The organism is Paraburkholderia lebeckiae (genome assembly GCF_050436225.1).
Taxonomy (GTDB): domain Bacteria; phylum Pseudomonadota; class Gammaproteobacteria; order Burkholderiales; family Burkholderiaceae; genus Paraburkholderia; species Paraburkholderia tuberum.
In genome coordinates, this window is the sequence record NZ_JBNDLU010000001.1 from 2501 (window position 1) to 20711 (window position 18211).

The 18211-nt window shown below is 62.8% G+C and carries 13 protein-coding genes, 1 tRNA gene and 2 rRNA genes (1 of these 16 only partly in view); 9 read left to right on the plus strand and 7 right to left on the minus strand.

The genetic code is table 11. The annotated features are described in order from the left end of the window. A 23S ribosomal RNA gene (locus OKW45_RS00020) occupies window positions 1–2843 on the plus strand; it begins 39 nt to the left of the window's first position. Between the two features lie 225 nt (window positions 2844–3068). Beyond that, window positions 3069–3182, plus strand: a 5S ribosomal RNA gene (gene rrf, locus OKW45_RS00025). Window positions 3183–3361: 179 nt separating this feature from the next. Here rrf and OKW45_RS00030 read toward each other — a convergent pair. After that, on the minus strand, window positions 3362–3823 hold the full coding sequence (locus tag OKW45_RS00030; RefSeq protein WP_018424235.1) for a hypothetical protein: 462 nt from the start codon (window positions 3821–3823) through the stop codon (window positions 3362–3364). A 394-nt stretch (window positions 3824–4217) separates the two neighbouring features. Between OKW45_RS00030 and OKW45_RS00035 the strand changes: the two genes are divergently transcribed. From OKW45_RS00035 to OKW45_RS00045, 3 genes are all read left to right on the plus strand, one after another. Continuing rightward, complete coding sequence (locus OKW45_RS00035; RefSeq protein ID WP_018424236.1) at window positions 4218–5504, plus strand: allantoate amidohydrolase; 1287 nt, start codon at window positions 4218–4220, stop codon at window positions 5502–5504. Then, window positions 5501–6991, plus strand: a complete 1491-nt coding sequence (locus tag OKW45_RS00040; RefSeq protein ID WP_429465087.1) for a M81 family metallopeptidase — start codon at window positions 5501–5503, stop codon at window positions 6989–6991. The genes OKW45_RS00035 and OKW45_RS00040 overlap by 4 nt, the downstream gene beginning before the upstream one ends. Before the next feature lie 78 nt (window positions 6992–7069). Then, window positions 7070–7146, plus strand: a tRNA-Val gene (locus OKW45_RS00045). A 50-nt stretch (window positions 7147–7196) separates the two neighbouring features. On the opposite strand, the gene OKW45_RS00050 is transcribed toward OKW45_RS00045, so the two are convergent. Then, window positions 7197–7394 carry a hypothetical protein gene (locus tag OKW45_RS00050; protein WP_429465089.1) on the minus strand — a complete coding sequence of 66 codons (198 nt, stop codon included), beginning with the start codon at window positions 7392–7394 and terminating at the stop codon, window positions 7197–7199. A 33-nt stretch (window positions 7395–7427) separates the two neighbouring features. Here OKW45_RS00050 and dhaL point away from each other — a divergent pair, with 33 nt between their 5' ends. After that, window positions 7428–9131, plus strand: a complete 1704-nt coding sequence (gene dhaL / locus OKW45_RS00055; RefSeq protein WP_429465090.1) for a dihydroxyacetone kinase subunit DhaL — start codon at window positions 7428–7430, stop codon at window positions 9129–9131. A gap of 77 nt (window positions 9132–9208) precedes the next feature. On the opposite strand, the gene OKW45_RS00060 is transcribed toward dhaL, so the two are convergent. From OKW45_RS00060 to OKW45_RS00080, 5 genes are all read right to left on the minus strand, one after another. Then, window positions 9209–9343: a hypothetical protein gene (locus OKW45_RS00060; RefSeq protein ID WP_260327971.1), complete on the minus strand. Its 135-nt coding sequence runs from the start codon at window positions 9341–9343 to the stop codon at window positions 9209–9211. A 36-nt stretch (window positions 9344–9379) separates the two neighbouring features. Next, window positions 9380–10435, minus strand: coding sequence for a permease (locus OKW45_RS00065; RefSeq protein WP_018424240.1), 1056 nt, complete (start codon window positions 10433–10435; stop codon window positions 9380–9382). Window positions 10436–10460: 25 nt separating this feature from the next. After that, on the minus strand, window positions 10461–11528 hold the full coding sequence (mnmH, locus tag OKW45_RS00070; RefSeq protein WP_429465092.1) for a tRNA 2-selenouridine(34) synthase MnmH: 1068 nt from the start codon (window positions 11526–11528) through the stop codon (window positions 10461–10463). Between the two features lie 114 nt (window positions 11529–11642). Further along, window positions 11643–12701 (minus strand): selenide, water dikinase SelD, encoded by a 1059-nt coding sequence (selD, locus tag OKW45_RS00075; RefSeq protein WP_429465094.1) that lies wholly within the window; start codon window positions 12699–12701, stop codon window positions 11643–11645. A 278-nt stretch (window positions 12702–12979) separates the two neighbouring features. Then, window positions 12980–13234 carry a beta-xylosidase gene (locus OKW45_RS00080; protein ID WP_429465096.1) on the minus strand — a complete coding sequence of 85 codons (255 nt, stop codon included), beginning with the start codon at window positions 13232–13234 and terminating at the stop codon, window positions 12980–12982. A 299-nt stretch (window positions 13235–13533) separates the two neighbouring features. On the opposite strand from OKW45_RS00080, the gene fdnG reads away from it, so the two are divergent. Genes fdnG through OKW45_RS00095 form a run of 3 tightly spaced genes read left to right on the plus strand, consistent with a single transcriptional unit; the run spans window position 13534 to window position 18188 of the window. Beyond that, on the plus strand, window positions 13534–16602 hold the full coding sequence (gene fdnG / locus OKW45_RS00085) for a formate dehydrogenase-N subunit alpha (RefSeq protein WP_429465098.1): 3069 nt from the start codon (window positions 13534–13536) through the stop codon (window positions 16600–16602). Between the two features lie 9 nt (window positions 16603–16611). Then, window positions 16612–17535 (plus strand): formate dehydrogenase subunit beta, encoded by a 924-nt coding sequence (gene fdxH / locus OKW45_RS00090; RefSeq protein ID WP_018424246.1) that lies wholly within the window; start codon window positions 16612–16614, stop codon window positions 17533–17535. Next, window positions 17532–18188 (plus strand): formate dehydrogenase subunit gamma, encoded by a 657-nt coding sequence (locus tag OKW45_RS00095; RefSeq protein WP_018424247.1) that lies wholly within the window; start codon window positions 17532–17534, stop codon window positions 18186–18188. Before fdxH ends, OKW45_RS00095 begins: the two co-directional genes overlap by 4 nt. The last annotated feature ends 23 nt before the right edge of the window (window positions 18189–18211 follow it).

Here is an 18211-nt window from a genome sequence, read left to right on the forward strand (position 1 = left end):
TCACAGGCGATGAAGGACGCGGTAGCCTGCGAAAAGCTCCGGGGAGCTGGCAAACGAGCATTGATCCGGAGATGTCCGAATGGGGAAACCCACTCCTAATGGAGTATCCGCAGCTGAATCCATAGGCTGCGTGAGGCGAACGCGGTGAACTGAAACATCTAAGTAACCGCAGGAAAAGAAATCAACCGAGATTCCCAGAGTAGTGGCGAGCGAAATGGGATCAGCCGGTACACGTTATCTGTATTGTTAGTCGAACGCTCTGGAAAGTGCGGCCATAGCAGGTGATAGCCCTGTAGACGAAAACAGCATGGAAGAACTGGGTGTACGAGAAGTAGGGCGGGACACGTGAAATCCTGTCTGAAGATGGGGGGACCATCCTCCAAGGCTAAATACTCGTGATCGACCGATAGTGAACCAGTACCGTGAGGGAAAGGCGAAAAGAACCCCGGGAGGGGAGTGAAACAGATCCTGAAACCGCATGCATACAAACAGTCGGAGCCTCTGCGAAGGGGTGACGGCGTACCTTTTGTATAATGGGTCAGCGACTTACATTCAGTGGCGAGCTTAACCGATTAGGGCAGGCGTAGCGAAAGCGAGTCCGAACAGGGCGTCCAGTCGCTGGGTGTAGACCCGAAACCAGGTGATCTATCCATGGCCAGGTTGAAGGCACGGTAACACGTGCTGGAGGACCGAACCCACTAACGTTGAAAAGTTAGGGGATGAGCTGTGGATAGGGGTGAAAGGCTAAACAAACCTGGAAATAGCTGGTTCTCTCCGAAAACTATTTAGGTAGTGCCTCGTGTATCACCTTCGGGGGTAGAGCACTGTCATGGTTGTGGGGTCCATTGCGGATTACTACGCCATAGCAAACTCCGAATACCGAAGAGTGCAATCACGGGAGACAGACATCGGGTGCTAACGTCCGGTGTCAAGAGGGAAACAACCCAGACCGCCAGCTAAGGTCCCCAAATATGGCTAAGTGGGAAACGAAGTGGGAAGGCTAAAACAGTCAGGAGGTTGGCTTAGAAGCAGCCATCCTTTAAAGAAAGCGTAATAGCTCACTGATCGAGTCGTCCTGCGCGGAAGATGTAACGGGGCTAAGCCATATACCGAAGCTGCGGATGCACAGTAATGTGCATGGTAGGAGAGCGTTCCGTAAGCCTGCGAAGGTGCACTGGAAAGTGTGCTGGAGGTATCGGAAGTGCGAATGCTGACATGAGTAGCGATAAAGGGGGTGAAAGGCCCCCTCGCCGTAAGCCCAAGGTTTCCTACGCAACGTTCATCGGCGTAGGGTGAGTCGGCCCCTAAGGCGAGGCAGAAATGCGTAGCTGATGGGAAGCAGATTAATATTTCTGCACCATTGTGAAATGCGATGGGGGGACGGATCGCGGAAGGTTGTCCGGGTGTTGGAAGTCCCGGTCCTTGCATTGGAGAAGGCGCTTTGGCAAATCCGGGCGCGTAATTCAAGGGTGCGAGGCGAGCCACTTCGGTGGCGAAGCAACTGGAAGGGGTTCCAGGAAAAGCCTCTAAGCTTCAGTTTCACAGTGACCGTACCGCAAACCGACACAGGTGGGCGAGATGAGTATTCTAAGGCGCTTGAGAGAACTCGGGAGAAGGAACTCGGCAAATTGGTACCGTAACTTCGGGATAAGGTACGCCCTGGTAGCCTGACTGGCCTGCGCCAGAAGGGTGAAGGGGTTGCAATAAACTGGTGGCTGCGACTGTTTAATAAAAACACAGCACTCTGCAAACACGAAAGTGGACGTATAGGGTGTGACGCCTGCCCGGTGCCGGAAGATTAAATGATGGGGTGCAAGCTCCTGATTGAAGTCCCGGTAAACGGCGGCCGTAACTATAACGGTCCTAAGGTAGCGAAATTCCTTGTCGGGTAAGTTCCGACCTGCACGAATGGCGTAACGATGGCCACACTGTCTCCTCCCGAGACTCAGCGAAGTTGAAGTGTTTGTGATGATGCAATCTCCCCGCGGCTAGACGGAAAGACCCCATGAACCTTTACTGTAGCTTTGCATTGGACTTTGAACCGGTCTGTGTAGGATAGGTGGGAGGCTATGAAGCGTGGACGCCAGTCTGCGTGGAGCCGTCCTTGAAATACCACCCTGATCTGTTTGAGGTTCTAACCTTGGCCCGTGATCCGGGTCGGGGACCGTGCATGGTAGGCAGTTTGACTGGGGCGGTCTCCTCCCAAAGTGTAACGGAGGAGTACGAAGGTACGCTAGGTACGGTCGGAAATCGTGCTGATAGTGCAATGGCATAAGCGTGCTTGACTGTGAGACTGACAAGTCGAACAGGTGCGAAAGCAGGTCATAGTGATCCGGTGGTTCTGTATGGAAGGGCCATCGCTCAACGGATAAAAGGTACTCTGGGGATAACAGGCTGATACCGCCCAAGAGTTCATATCGACGGCGGTGTTTGGCACCTCGATGTCGGCTCATCTCATCCTGGGGCTGTAGCCGGTCCCAAGGGTATGGCTGTTCGCCATTTAAAGAGGTACGTGAGCTGGGTTTAAAACGTCGTGAGACAGTTTGGTCCCTATCTGCCGTGGGCGCTGGATATTTGAAGGGGGCTGCTCCTAGTACGAGAGGACCGGAGTGGACGAACCTCTGGTGTACCGGTTGTCACGCCAGTGGCATCGCCGGGTAGCTATGTTCGGAAGAGATAACCGCTGAAAGCATCTAAGCGGGAAACTCGCCTTAAGATGAGATATCCCCGGGGCTTCGAGCCCCTTGAAGGGTCGTTCAAGACCAGGACGTTGATAGGTCAGGTGTGCACGTACAGTAATGTACTGAGCTAACTGATACTAATTGCCCGTAAGGCTTGATCCTATAACAGGTGTGTCTCGACCCGCGTTAGTGCTTCAGCACTTGCGCGGGTCCGATCCCCGAAGGGGATTGGTGTGAACTCCCGCGGGAGCTAACAGAAACGCACGGTTGGGATTCAGTGTTGTGCCAGAAACAACACAACCCCCACACGAATCCTTTACGCTTCTTCCCGATTGGCTGTGGCGCAACCGGTTGACTCCAACCCCTGCGACGCAGCAACCCGTCATGCCTGATGACCATAGCGAGTCGGTCCCACCCCTTCCCATCCCGAACAGGACCGTGAAACGACTCCACGCCGATGATAGTGCGGATTGCCCGTGTGAAAGTAGGTAATCGTCAGGCTCCCCCCCAGGTCAGAAACCCCACCCGCCGCGGTGGGGTTTTTGCGTTTACGCGGCCGTCTTTGCGCGCCTCACTACTTTCCGATCCGCAACGCATCCGCGTAACCCGTCGACTTCCGACACGGTCGTCTAAAATCCGTGTCCTTCTGGCTCAGCCGGTCAGCACCTCCTCCAAGCACACTAAGCCCGCTTACGCGCCGGCGCTCGATCGGATCCCCCTGCGATAAAGCGGTCGAGTCTTTCGCTGGCCTCCGTAATCGCCCAAAGCGGAGCGCGATGCAGCTGCCGATCGTAGCTCGTTGCGATCGATGCAAAGAGCGCGAATCCCGCTTCGTCCAGCTTCCATTCGTTGCGTTCCCGACCTGCGTCGAACACCATCGCCGAGGCGCGGTCCGCGGCGTGGAGCTCTTCGTGGCTCATCGAGCCAAAGCCGGCATCAGCGAGGTAGCTGGTCAACAGCATGATCTGCGTGACCGTCTGCGCATCGCTCTTCGTACCGAAGCCGCGGCGCAGTGCGTCGAGCGACAGATGAACTCGCAACGCGAGATCGTCGGCGATCTGGCGCGCGATGGGCAACAGCATGGCTTTGGCATGCCGCGCGCGGGCGGCGCCAGTGTTGCGGAAAGGAATTGGTTGTGCCATGAAGATCCGAGGGGTTTGCCTGAGCACCTGCAATAACGGCGCGCTTCGCAAAAGGTTGAGCCTTCATTGCGTTTTAGCCGCTTCCTTCGACGAAAACGTTTGCTGGCGGCCACTTGCGCGCAGATTGCCGGCACGTCGCGGCGTCCGTCGTCGAGCGAATTGGAACCTACATCGCCCGCGAAGCGCCGTGCACTCCCCACGAATCCAGCGGCTTTGCTTCCTATGCTTGCCCACGGAAAGGCGTCGCCGCATTGCCACCTCGCGCGCGTCCGGCCATCTGCCTCGGCGAAACCTCTCTATCATGACGATTGGAGCAACGCCGGCCAGCAAGCCGGAACGGAGCAAGTCCCGCCGGCAAGCGCCATCCAGCTGTCTTCGACCCGAGGATGCATCGATGCAGACTCATTCATCCAACGTTGTCTCGACGCCCGCCGATTTGCGGATCGACGGCGCGCGGCTGTGGGACAGTCACATGCAGCTCGCGCGGATCGGCGCGACCGACAAACGCGGTGTCTGCCGTCTAGCACTGACCGAACTCGTCCGTGAGGCACGCGATCAGTTCATCGCGTGGACGAAGGAGATCGGCCGCACGGTGCCGGTCGACGCGATCGGCAATATTTTCGCGGGGAGGACGGGGCTGCATGACGATCTGCCGCACAAAATGACGGGCAGCCATCTCGACACGCAGCCGACCGGCGGCAAATTCGACGGCAATTATGGTGTAGTGGCAGGGCTGGAGGTGCCGCGCCTGCTGGCCGAGGCCAACGTGCAGACCATCGCGCCGCTCGAGGTTGCCATGTGGACCAACGAGGAGGGCTCGCGATTCTTGCCGGTGATGATGGGCTCCGGCGTGTTCGCCGGCGCATTCACGCTCGAGCACGCGCTAGCGGCGATCGGCTATGCCGGCGAGCATCGCAAGTCGCACGCTGTCGGCGCATATTTCGAGGTGCATATCGAACAGGGGGCCATGCTCGAAGCGCACGACAAGGTCATCGGCGTCGTGCAGGGCGCGCTCGGGCTACGCTGGTACGACCTGACCGTGCACGGCATGGAAGCGCACACGGGGCCGATGGCGCTGCGCGGCGACGCGCTGCTCGTCGCCGCGGATCCGATCCATGCGTTGAACCGTATCGCGCTCGATCACGCGCCGCATGGCCGTAGCGCGGTCGGCTGGCTCGACGTGCATCCAGACTCGCGCAACGTCATTGCGGGCCGCGTGAAATTCAGCGTCGACCTGCGCGCAGCCGATGACGCATCGCTCACTGTCATGGACCTCGCATGGCGTGCAGCGTGCGCGCAGGCGGGTAACAATGGGGGCAACGCCGCCACCAACGCCACCGCCAACAGCGCGAGCAGCAGCTTGGACGCCCCCATCACCATCGACATCGAGCAGGTCGTCTACTTCCCGTCGCAGCCATTCGCCGCGCAATGGGTCGCCGAGGTCAGGCAGAGCGCGGAGCGGCTCGGTGTATCGTCGATGAACGCGATCAGCGGCGCGGGCCAGGACGCCGCCTATCTCGCGCGCGTCGCACCCAGCGCGATGATCTTCGTTCCCTGCAAGGACGGCATTAGCCACAACGAAATCGAGGACGCGCGCGCCGATCATCTGGAAGCCGGCTGCAATGTGCTGCTGCAGGTGATGCCGAGCGCGGCGTCGAGAACGGGGAGCATGCGCGCATGAAGATCCTGATCGCACGAATGAACCACGAGACCAACACGTTCTCGCCAGTAGAGACCCCGCTGGCCGCATTCGGCCGCAACGGTCCGAGCTACGGCCGCGCCGCATTCGACGAAAACAAGGGCATGCAAACCGCGATGGCCGCGTTCATCGACGCCGCCGAGCGCGTGCATGCCGAAATCGTGACGCCGATCTCCGCCATGGCGAATCCGAGCGGACCGGTCGACGCCGCCGCCTACGATGCGATCTGCGACGCGATCGTGGCAGCCGCGACGGGCTGCGACGCGGTGATGCTCGATCTGCACGGCGCGATGGTCGCCGAGAACTCGACCGACGGTGAAGGCGATCTGCTCGGGCGCGTGCGTGCGTCGCTGCCGCACGCGCCGATCGCGGTCGCGCTCGATCTGCATGGCAACGTCACGCAAAAAATGATCGACAACGCCGACGTCATCGTCAGCTTCAAGACCTATCCGCACGTCGATATGTACGAGACCGGCGCACATGCGGCGCGCTTGCTGTTCGACATGATCGAGGGCCACGCGAAGCCGGTGATCGCGTGGCGTCAGCCGCCGCTGCTCACGCACACGCTGCGCAGCGCGAGCGTTGACGGCGCGATGAAACGCGCGCTCGATGCCGCGCGCGCCGCCGAGGCCGACGGCATGCTCGCGGTGTCGGTGCTGGCGGGCTTCTCGCTCGCCGATATCGAAGCGCCATGCATTAGCGTCGTCGTCGTGGGCAATGGCGAGCGCGCGGATGCGGAGGCGGTCGCCGAGCGCATCGCGCGGCAGATCTGGGACGAGCGTGACGATTTCGTCTATCGCAGCGCGCCACTTGCCGAATCGGTCGCGCGGGCGGCATCGCTGGCACGCGCCGCCGATAAACCGGTGCTGATGCTCGATCACGGCGACAACTGCATGTCGGGCGGCACGTGCGACACGATGGATTTGCTCGAGGAAGCGTTGAGGCAGGGCCTCGAAGGCATCGTCAGCGGGCCGTTGTGCGATCCGCAGGCGGTCGCGGCCCTGGCGGCCTCGGGTGTCGGTAGCACGGTCACGCTCGCGATCGGCAACAAGCTCACAAACGATGCATTGCCCTCGCGTTCGCCGCTTGCCCTGACCGGCGTCGTGCGTGCGCTGACCGACGGCGAATACGTGATCAGCGGCCCAACCTACACCGGCCAGCGCGCGTACATGGGGCGCGCGGCAGTGCTCGACACCGGCACGGTGAAACTCGTCGTGACTGAACGAACGCATGAGCCGTGGGATCTCGGCGTGTTCGAGAGCGTCGGCATCGATCCGCGCCGCGCGCGTTTTCTGCTGCTCAAATCACGCATGTATTGCCGGCCGGTTTTCGTGCCGATCGCGGAGGCACTCGTCGAATGCGATAGCCGCGGCGTCACGAGTTCGGACTATGGTCTGTTCAGCTTCGAGCACGTGAAGCGGCCGGTTTATCCATTGGACCCTCACACCGAATGGACCGCGACGAACTGATCAACATGCATGCGTTTCGATAGATCGCGGCAAGGGCTTGTGCAGTCCGCATGGAGTCTCTATAATTCGCGCCTCTAAAGGCTCGTAGCTCAGTTGGTTAGAGCACCACCTTGACATGGTGGGGGTCGTTGGTTCGAATCCAATCGAGCCTACCAACGCATCTGTGACGTAGACGAAAGCGGTTCCGCTTTCGTCTACGGTCCTGTCAAATCGATCCAGTCGTTCCCTCAGTTTCGCCGTTCGGCATCACGTCCCCTTCGTTGTTGTTGTTGTCCGCTCGAGGCTCGTGCACGTTCACGCGCGCGCTCTCGCCGTTGCGTCGTCGTTCGACAATGCGCGGTACAGTTAGACCTTCCGCTTTCGCCGCCGACCCGACTGCCGTTCCCATCGCATCGTCGATCATGCGATGCCGGCAGCATCCAACGGAGCTGACGCAATGAAGAAGCTCATCAACGATGTGTCCACCGTGGTCCCCGATATGCTCGACGGGCTCATCGCGCTCAATCCCCAGCTCTCTCTGTTGCAAGGCGGCACAATCGTCTTGCGCGCCGATGCCCAGGCCGTGGCCGCGCGCGGCGAGGTCGCGCTGATCTCGGGCGGCGGCTCGGGCCACGAGCCCGCGCACGGCGGCTATGTGGGCCACGGCATGCTGAGCGCGGCGGTGGCCGGCGAGGTCTTCACCTCGCCCTCCACCGACGCCGTGCTCGACGCGATACGCGCGGTGGCCGGCCCCGCGGGCGCGTTGCTGATCGTCAAGAACTACACGGGCGATCGCTTCAACTTCGGCCTCGCGGCCGAAATCGCGCGCGCCGAGGGCATCCTCGTTGAGATGATGATCGTCGCCGACGACGTCGCGCTGAGCGCGAGCGGCGATCACGCGGGCCGTCGCGGACTCGCGGGCACAGTGTTGGTTCACAAGATCGCGGGTGCGGCGGCCGCGTGGGGTTTGCCGTTGGCCGAGGTCGCGCGGCTCGCTCGAGAAGCGGCCGCGTCGATCGGCACGATGGGCGTCGCGCTGACGCCGTGCACGGTGCCGGCCGCGGGCAAGCCGGGCTTCGCGCTGGGCGATGGCGAAATCGAATGGGGCCTCGGCATTCATGGCGAACCCGGCGTGGCCCGCGGCGCGCTGGAGCCGGCCGACGCGATCGTCGGCAAGCCGCTTGCAAAGATCGTCGACGATCTCGCGTTGCAGGCGGGCGAGCGCGTCGCGCTGCTCGTCAACAATCTGGGTGGCACGCCGCCGAGCGAACTCAACGTGGTGGCTGGTGCCGCGCTGCGCGAGCTTGCCGGGCGCGGCATCGAAGTCGCGCGCGCGTGGGCCGGCACGTTCCTGAGCGCGCTCGAAATGGCCGGCGTCTCGCTGACGCTGCTGCGTATCGATGACGAACGGCTGAGCCTGCTCGACGCCGCCTCACAGACGAGCGCATGGCCTGCGTTGAGCGGCCGCGTCGCGCAGGTCGCGGTGCGTGCGGCGCCACCCGCGCCGCAAAGCGCGAGCGGCGCGACGCTCGCGCGTGACGCGACGCTGCGGCGCGCGATCGAAGCGGTCTGCGAGTGCCTGCTGGCAGCCGAGCCGACATTGACCGAAATGGACCAGCGCGTCGGCGACGGCGACCTCGGCATCAGCCTCGCGCGCGGCGCACGCGCGGTGCAGCTCGAACTCGATTCCTACGCGTCCGCAACCACCCCGGGCGCGGTATTGCGCGGCATGTCGGCGACGCTGCGGCGCGTGGTGGGTGGCACGTCGGGTCCGCTATACGCGGTGATGCTGCTGCGCGCGGCGGCCGCGCTCGAACAGTCGGGCGGGACCACCGCACGGCAATGGGCGACGGCGTTCAGCGCCGGTGTCGATGGGTTGATGGAACTGGGGGGCGCGAGGCCGGGCGATCGGACGATGGTCGATGCGCTGAGGCCCGCAGCCGACGCGTTGCACGACGCACTCGCTCGGGGAGCGTCGACGGATGCCGCATTGCAAGCCGCCGTCGCTGCGGCAAGCGTTGGCACGTCTCGTACCGCGTCGATGCATCCGCGGCGCGGACGTTCGAGCTATGTCGGCGAGCGCGCACTCGGTCATGTGGACCCGGGCGCGCACGCGGTCGCGTTGTGGCTCGCGGCGATTCGCGACGCGCTTCCCGGTTAGGCGCAGGCGGACGCGAACGTTACGGCGAACGCAAGGGACGAGCGCACTTTCACAAGCAGGGAAAAACTACGCCGCCGTCACGGCCGCAGCAGATCGAGCCCCGCGAACACCACGACGCCGCTCAGCGCGATCAGCGCCACCGAGTGCTGTCCAACGTACAGCAGCCCGGCAGCGGACCAACACGTGACAGCGAATGCGGCAATACGTTTCATGCTTCCTTCTTCTACGACTCGAACTCAAAAACCGACTCAGAAGCCCAGCGTAACGGCCAGCAATCCACTGACGACACCGCACACCGCCACTGCACAGGCCACCACCGTCAGCACGCGCCGCGGAAACGACCGCGCGAGCATCGCGAGCGACGGCACGCTGACGAGCGGCAGCGTCATCAGCAGCGCGCCGGCGGGGCCGGCGGCCATGCCGAACGACAGCATAGCCTGAATGATCGGCACCTCACCCGCGGTCGGAATCACGAACAGCGTGCCGGCGATCGACAGCGCGATGATCCACAGCAGGCTGTTGTCGACGTCCGGGCCGATGTGCGGAAACAGCCACGCGCGCGCCGCGCCGAGAATCAGCACGAGCGCGATGTATTCCGGCACGAGCCGCAGCGTCATGCGCCCCAGAATCGTGATCCAGCGCGAGAACGCGGTGCCTGGATCGTCGGCGCTGACCAGTTGCGCGACGGCCTCTCGCGACGCTTGCGCTTCCTGCGGCGTGACCATGCGGTTCACGACGTAGCCAAGGCCGAACACCATCACGATGCCGAGCGCGAGGCGCAGGCCCATCCACTGCCAGCCGAGCACGAAGCCCATGAAGATCAGCGTAGCGGGATTCAGTGCGGTATTACCGAGCCAAAAAGCAATCGCCGCGCCCGGCGCCGCTTCACGCGCGCGCAGGCCCGCGACGACCGGCGCCGCGCAGCAGGTGCACATCATGCCCGGCAATGACATCAGGCCGCCTTTGACGACGCTGTTGAAGTCGGCACGGCCGAGCGCGCGCGCGACCCATTGCGGCGGAATCAGCGCCTGTACCGCGGAGCCGAGCAGCAGGCCGAGCACCATCGCCTGCCAGATTGCCTTGCCGTAAGCGAGCGCGAAGTCGATCGCGGCCTGCCATGAGGCCGCTGGCGCGCTCGCGGACGTGCCCATCAGGATCGACTTGCCGATCGAATGCTGGCTCGCGGCGACGAACGCGCGGTTGTAGTACGGAAACCACTTCACATAGAAGAGGCCGACGACGGCGATCAGCAGGAACACGATCCAGCCAAGCGTGACGCGGGGTTGCCGAAGGGTTGATTGCATGATGGTTGTTGAATGTCGTTGTGGATCAACCGACGACTAGCGTGCGGGTATCGAGCTGCGCGAGCAGCATTTTCGCCTGCTCGACGATGTCGGCGTCGTTCGGGCGGAAATCGAGTTGCAGCGCGTTGGGCAACTGCTCGAAATGCTGGCCGCTGCTGCGCGCGTATGCGGGATCGTAGTGCCGTTCGATCAGTTCGCGCGCGAGCTCGGCGCGCCGGTTCTCGTCGACGAGCCGCAGCCAGCCCGTGACCCGCTCGCGGCTGTGCAGACCGATCAACCGTTCCAACTGTCCCTTGAAGTAATCGGGATGCTCGAACAGATGCGCGTAATCCTGCAACAGGAACGCCGCGCGGTCCTCGCTGCTCGAGCGCACCTCGACGCACGCGCCGCGATGAAACGTTTCGAGCAGCGCAAGCGGCAGCGTGACGGAGCCGATGCGCCGGCTTTCCGCCTCGACGAACACCGGCCGGTTCACGTCGAAGTCGCGCAGCTCGGTGACGAGCAGCGTGTCGAAACGCCTTTGCGACGGCTGCGCCACGCCCGTGTACGCGCCGAGCAGCGAGCCGCGATGCGAGGCGAGCGCCTCGAGGTCGAGCGTCTGCGCGCCGGCCTCGTGCAGCGCCGACAGCAGCCGCGTCTTGCCGCTGCCGGTCGGGCCCACGAGTGTGATATAGCTGAAACGGCGCGGCAGGGTTTCGAGCCTCTCCAGCGTGGCGCGCCGGTAGCTCTTGTAGCCGCCGTCGAGTTGCCGCGCCGACCAGCCGATCATGTTGAACAGCGTCGTGACCGAGCCCGAACGCTTGCCGCCGCGCCAGCAGTAGATCAGCGGGCGCCAGTTGCGCGGCCGGTCGGCGAACGTGGTTTCCAGATGATGCGCGATGTTGCGCGCAACTAACGCCGCGCCGAGCCGCGTGCCCTCGAACGGCGACACCTGCTTGTAGGTCGTGCCGACCAGCACGCGTTCCTCGTTGCTCAGCACTGGCGCGTTGGTCGCGCCCGGAATATGGTCTTCCTCGAACTCGAGCGGAGTGCGAACGTCGACGATTTCATCGAAATCGCCGGCTTTGTCGAGGCTGACTAGAAGACTTTTCAAGGGAGTAGGGACAAAACGGACCGCGGGAAGACCGAAATTATCGCATGGGCGGCCCGTTCGGGTCGGTTATGCGTCCTTCCCGGGGGCTCCAGTGACGTCCTTCAGCCGCCTACCTCAGATGACTTCGACCCGCGCTTCCCCGCTCACCAGCTCGCCGATCACCCGTGCGTCGGCAAAGCCATCGGCGCGGAACAGCGCGAGCACTTCGTCGACCGCTTCGGGCGCGCACGACACCAGCAGCCCGCCCGACGTCTGCGGATCGGTCAACAACGCGCGGGCGGCGCACGGCAAGGTGGCGGGCAGCACCACGTCGTGACCGTAGGCATCCCAGTTGCGGCCCGATGCGCCGGTGAAAATGCCTGCTTGCGCGAGGCTCGCGACGTTCGGCAGCCACGGCAGGTCCGCGTAGCGCACGCGCGCGGTCAGCTTCGAGCCGCGCGCGAGTTCCAGCGTGTGGCCGAGCAGGCCGAAGCCGGTGATGTCGGTCAGCGCATGCACGCCGTCGAGCCGCGCCAGCTCGGCGCCCGGCCGGTTCAGCTTGGTGGTCGCGCCGATCATTGCCGCGTAGCCGGCCTCGTCGAGCCGGTCTTTCTTCAGTGCCGCGGACAGAATCCCGACGCCGAGTGGCTTGCCGAGGATCAGTACGTCTCCGGCCTGGCCGCCCGCGTTGCGCTTGACGCGCTTCGGATCGACGATGCCCAGCGCGACGAGGCCGTAAATCGGCTCGACCGAATCGATCGAATGGCCGCCCGCGACCGGGATGCCTGCTTCCGCGCAGACCGATTCGCCGCCTTTCAGCACGGCCGCGATCACGTCGTGCGGCAGCACGTTGATCGGCATGCCGACGATCGCGAGCGCCATGATCGGCTTGCCGCCCATCGCGTAGACGTCGGAGATCGCGTTGGTCGCGGCGATGCGGCCGAAGTCGAATGGATCGTCGACGATCGGCATGAAGAAATCGGTGGTCGCGACGATCGCCTGGTCTTCGTTGAGCTTGTAGACGGCGGCGTCGTCGGCGGTGTCGTTGCCGACCAGCAGGTCGGGGAAGAATGGCAGCGGCGCGCTGCGCTTGAGCAGATCGGCGAGCAGGCCGGGCGCGATCTTGCAGCCGCAGCCGCCGCCGTGCGACAGGCTCGTCAGGCGGGGCGACTGGCTTGCTTGGACTTGGGTCATGGGGGCGAGAGTGGGGTTCGTCGAATGACCGCATTATGAGGGTTGTTTTCACACTGTGCAGCGTCGGCACGGGCGCAAACCGGCTCTATGCCGAACCCGTTTCGAACCCGTTTAGCCCAGCGATAAACAGCCGCGTAAAAAATACTAATGTCGAAGGAAATGCAAACGGCATGTACGCGCGAGGAAATGAATTCTTTACGCTACAACGCAATTCCGCGGCGCCGCGCGAATTGATGCGCGTCGACAATTATCAGGCCCGTTATCGCGATTCCAGGACCTCATTTATTGCTGCCCGCGCCGGTCCCATACAGGCCATTGTCAAATCCGCCAGCCCCTTCGGGTTTTTGTCCTTGACCGGCGGTTTTGCCGCGCGCGTTACCTTGCCCGCTGTCTTTCGACTGAGGTTTTTGCGATTCATGAACCGCCGAAGCAGCCGGTTCGGGCGTCGAACCCATCGCGGACGAGCGGCTTTCCATTCGCGAAGAGCCGCGCGGCTGGGGAATCTGCGCGAAGCTGGGCAGGCTCGAGGCCAACAGCGCGGCGCCGACGAGCGCCAGCGAGGCCGCGCCGCGTGCCGCGCGACAGGAGAAAGTCGGGTAGTCCATAGGAGCGCAATAATCTGCCGATCAGGTCAATGGGAGCCACTATTCGCGGATACAGCATGAACGGTGCCCAGCGGCGGGAATAAATCGTGCAAGCAGGGTGCCACCCTTCATCCAAGTGAGTTTCGCATGTCCCCTTTAGCCCGGTGGCGAAGGCACTACGATCTCGCTGCATGTCGCGAAACGGCATCTATAATCAATTTTGTCCCCAAAAGAGCCGAGGCCATGCAATGACGCAAATGACTCGGCGACAATTCCTGAAGGTCTCTGCCACGACACTTGCCGGATCGAGCCTGGCCCTGATGGGCTTCTCGCCGACACCCGCGCTGGCCGAAGTCCGTCAGTACAAATTGTCGCGTGCGACTGAAACCCGCAACACCTGCCCGTACTGTTCGGTGGGCTGCGGCATCCTGATGTACGGTCTTGGCGACGAGGCCAAGAATGTGAAGACGAGCATCTTCCACATCGAGGGCGACCCCGACCATCCGGTCAATCGCGGCACGCTGTGCCCGAAGGGCGCGAGCCTGATCGACTTCATCCATAGCCCGAGCCGTCTGCGCTATCCCGAGTACCGCGCGGCCGGGTCGAACGAGTGGAAGCGCATCTCGTGGGAAGACGCGCTAGACCGCATCGCGAAGCTGATGAAGGAAGACCGCGACGCGAACTTCGTCGAGACGACCGCGGACGGCAAGAAGGTCAACCGCTGGCTGACTACCGGCATGCTCGCGGCATCGGCCGGCAGCAACGAGGTGGGTTATCTGACGCACAAGACTGTTCGCAGTCTTGGCATGCTCGGATTCGACAATCAGGCGCGTGTCTGACATGGCCCGACGGTGGCAGGTCTTGCCCCGACGTTTGGCCGTGGAGCGATGACGAACCATTGGGTCGACATCAGAAACGCGGACGTGATTCTCGTGATGGGCGGCAATGCGGCCGAGGCACACCCATGCGGTTTCAAATGGGTCACCGAAGCCAAGGCGCACCGCAAGGCGCGCCTGATCGTGATCGACCCGCGCTTTACGCGTACGGCGTCGGTCGCGGACTACTTCGTGCAGATCCGCACCGGTACGGACATTGCGTTCCTCGGCGGAGTGATCAATTACCTGCTGACGAACGACAAGATCCAGCACGAATACGTGAAGAACTACACGGACATGCCGTTCATCGTGCGTGAGGATTTCGCGTTCAAGGACGGCCTGTTTTCCGGCTACCACGCCGACACGCGCAGCTACGACAAGACCTCGTGGGACTACGAGCGCGGCGACGACGGCTTCGCCAAGGTCGACCCGACGCTGCAGGACCCGCGCTGCGTCTATCAGCTGATGAAGCAGCACTACTCGCGCTACACGCCCGAGCAGGTCGAGAAAATCTGCGGCGTGCCGAAGGAGAAGTTCCAGCACGTGTGTGAGATGCTCGCGTCGACGTCGGTGCCGAACCGCGCGGCCACGATCATGTACGCGCTCGGCTGGACGCATCACTCGATCGGCTCGCAGATGATCCGCACCGGCGCGATGGTGCAGCTGCTGCTCGGCAACATCGGCATCGCGGGCGGCGGCATGAACGCGCTGCGCGGCCATTCGAACATCCAGGGCCTGACGGATCTCGGCCTGATGTCGAACCTGCTGCCGGGCTACATGACGCTGCCCATGGAAGCGGAGCAGGACTTCGACGCCTACATCGCGAAGCGCGCCACGCAGCCGCTGCGGCCGAACCAGCTGAGCTACTGGCGCAACTATCGCGCGTTCCACGTGAGCTTCATGAAATCGTGGTGGGGTGACAAGGCGACCGCCGACAACAATTTCGCTTTCGACTATCTGCCGAAGCTCGATAAGTCCTACGACCTGCTGCAGGTCTTTGAGCTGATGAATCAGGGCAAAATGACCGGCTACCTCGCGCAGGGCTTCAACCCGCTTGCCGCCGCGCCGTTCAAGGCGAAGAACGGCGCGGCGCTGGCCAAGCTGAAGTGGCTCGTGATCATGGATCCGCTCGCGACCGAAACGTCGGAGTTCTGGAAGAACCACGGCCCGTTCAACGACGTCGACAGCGGCTCGATCCAGACCGAGGTGTTTCGTCTGCCGACCACCTGCTTCGCCGAGGAACGCGGCTCGCTCGTTAGTTCGAGCCGGGTGCTGCAGTGGCACTGGCAGGGCGCGGACGGCCCCGGCGAAGCGAAGAGCGACCTCGACATCATGGCGGGGCTGTGGCTGCGTATTCGCGACGCTTATCGCAAGGACGGCGGCAAGTATCCCGATCCGATCCTGAACATGAGCTGGCCGTATGCGAACCCGGAAAGCCCGACGCCCGAAGAACTCGCGATGGAATACAACGGCAAGGCGCTCGCGGACGTCACCGATCCGAAGGACACGACCAAGGTGCTCGCGAAGAAGGGCGAGCAGCTCGCGAGTTTCGCGCTGCTGCGCGACGACGGCTCGACCTCGAGCGGCTGCTGGATCTTCTGCGGCGCGTGGACCCAGGCGGGCAACCAGATGGGCCGCCGCGACAACTCGGACCCGACCGGCATCGGCAACACGCTGAACTGGGCCTGGGCATGGCCGGTGAACCGGCGAGTTCTGTACAACCGCGCATCGTGCGACCTCAGCGGCAAGCCGTTCGATCCGACGCGCAAGCTGATCGCGTGGAACGGCAGCAAGTGGTCGGGCGCCGACATTCCGGACTTCAAGGTCGACGAGCCGCCCGAAAACGGCATGAATCCGTTCATCATGAATCCGGAAGGGGTCGCTCGGTTCTTCGCGCGCGAGAATATGGTGGAAGGGCCATTCCCCGAGCACTACGAGCCGTTCGAAACGCCACTCGGCTACAACCCGCTGCATCCGGACAACAAGTTGGCCGTCAGCAATCCGGCGGCGCGCGTGTTCCCGGACGACAAGGCCACCTTCGGCTCACACGAGAACTTCCCGCACACGGCAACCACTTATCGTCTGACCGAGCATTTCCACTACTGGACCAAACACGCGCATCTGAACGCGATCATCCAGCCCGAGCAATTCGTCGAGATCGGCGACGACCTCGCGAAGGAGATCGGCGTGGTGGCCGGCGACCGGGTCAAGGTGAGCTCGAACCGTGGGCATATGGTTGCCGTTGCAGTCGTGACGAAGCGGATCAAACCGCTGATGATCGAAGGCAAGAAGGTGCAGACCGTCGGGCTGCCGCTGCATTGGGGCTTCATGGGAGTTGCAAGGCCGGGCTATCTAATCAATACGCTGACGCCCCCGGTGGGCGACGGGAATTCGCAGACACCGGAATTCAAGTCGTTCCTCGTCAAGGTCGAAAAGGCATAAGGAAAAGAGATGGCACTGCAATCACTGGACATCAGACGCGTTTCGGCCACCACCAGGCAGCCGCCGGTGATTCGCGAGCCGGCCACGGGCACGGTCGCGAAGCTCATCGACGTGTCGAAGTGCATCGGCTGCAAGGCGTGTCAGACGGCCTGCATGGAGTGGAACGATCTGCGCGATGAGATCGGCGTGAACGTGGGCGTCTACGACAACCCGCCCGACCTCACCGAGAATTCGTGGACCGTCATGCGGTTTGCCGAGTACGAGAATTCCGCCGGCGATATCGAATGGCTGATCCGCAAGGACGGCTGCATGCACTGCGAGGACCCGGGCTGCCTGAAGGCCTGTCCGGCGCCGGGCGCGATCGTGCAGTACACGAACGGCATCGTGGATTTCCACCAGGAGAACTGCATCGGCTGCGGCTTCTGCATCGCCGGCTGCCCGTTCGACATCCCGCGTATGTCGCAGAAGGATCGCCGCGTGTACAAGTGCACGCTGTGTTCGGATCGTGTGGCGGTCGGCCAGGAACCGGCCTGCGTGAAGACCTGCCCGACCGGCGCGATCATGTTCGGCACCAAGGAGGACATGAAGCAGCAGGCCGAGGACCGCATCGTCGATCTGAAGGAGCGCGGTTTTCAGAACGCTGGCCTGTATAACCCGGACAAGGTCGGCGGCACCCATGTGATGTACGTGTTGCACCACGCCGACCGGCCGTCGCTGTATCACGGCCTGCCCGACGATCCGCGCATCAGTCCGCTGGTGTCCTTATGGAAGGGCATAGCCAAGCCGATCGGCCTCGCCATTATGGGGATCGCCGCACTCGCGGGCTTCTTCCACTACACGCGCGTCGGTCCGAACGAGGTGTCTGAAGCCGACGAAGCCGCCGCCGTCAAGGAAGCCGAGGAAGCACGCCGTTCGCGGGAGGATACGCAATGAACCGCTCTGAGGACACCGACTTCACGGACGTGAAGGGCAATCGCCTGATCGTGCGCTATACGCCGAACGAGCGCACGAATCATTGGATCACCGCGATCTGTTTCATCCTGCTTGCGCTGTCCGGTCTCGCGATGTTCCATCCGTCGATGGCGTTTCTGTACGCGGTACTCGGCGGCGGGCAGTGGACGCGGATTCTGCACCCGTTCATTGGCTGCGTGATGTTCATCTCGTTCCTGATTCTTGCGTTGCGCTTCTGGCATCACAACTATCTGGACCAGGCGGATATCCAGTGGATGAAGCAGATCGGCGACGTGCTGAACAATCGCGAGGAACGCCTGCCCGCAATCGGCAGGTACAACGCCGGGCAGAAGCTGCTGTTCTTCGTGATGGTGATCTGTATGCTGCTGCTGTTGCTGAGCGGCATCGTGATCTGGCGGCGCTACTTTTCGTTCTATTTCCCGATTGGTGTGATCCGGCTCTCGGCGCTCGTACATGCATTTGTGGCGTTTTTGCTGATCGTCGGCATCATCGTGCATATCTATGCGGCGCTTTGGGTCAAGGGCTCCGTGGGTGCGATGACACGTGGCACCGTCACGTATGGCTGGGCGCGCAAGCACCATCCGAACTGGTTCAGGGAAATCATCGGCAAGTAAATACGCTCCATGGACTCTGCTCC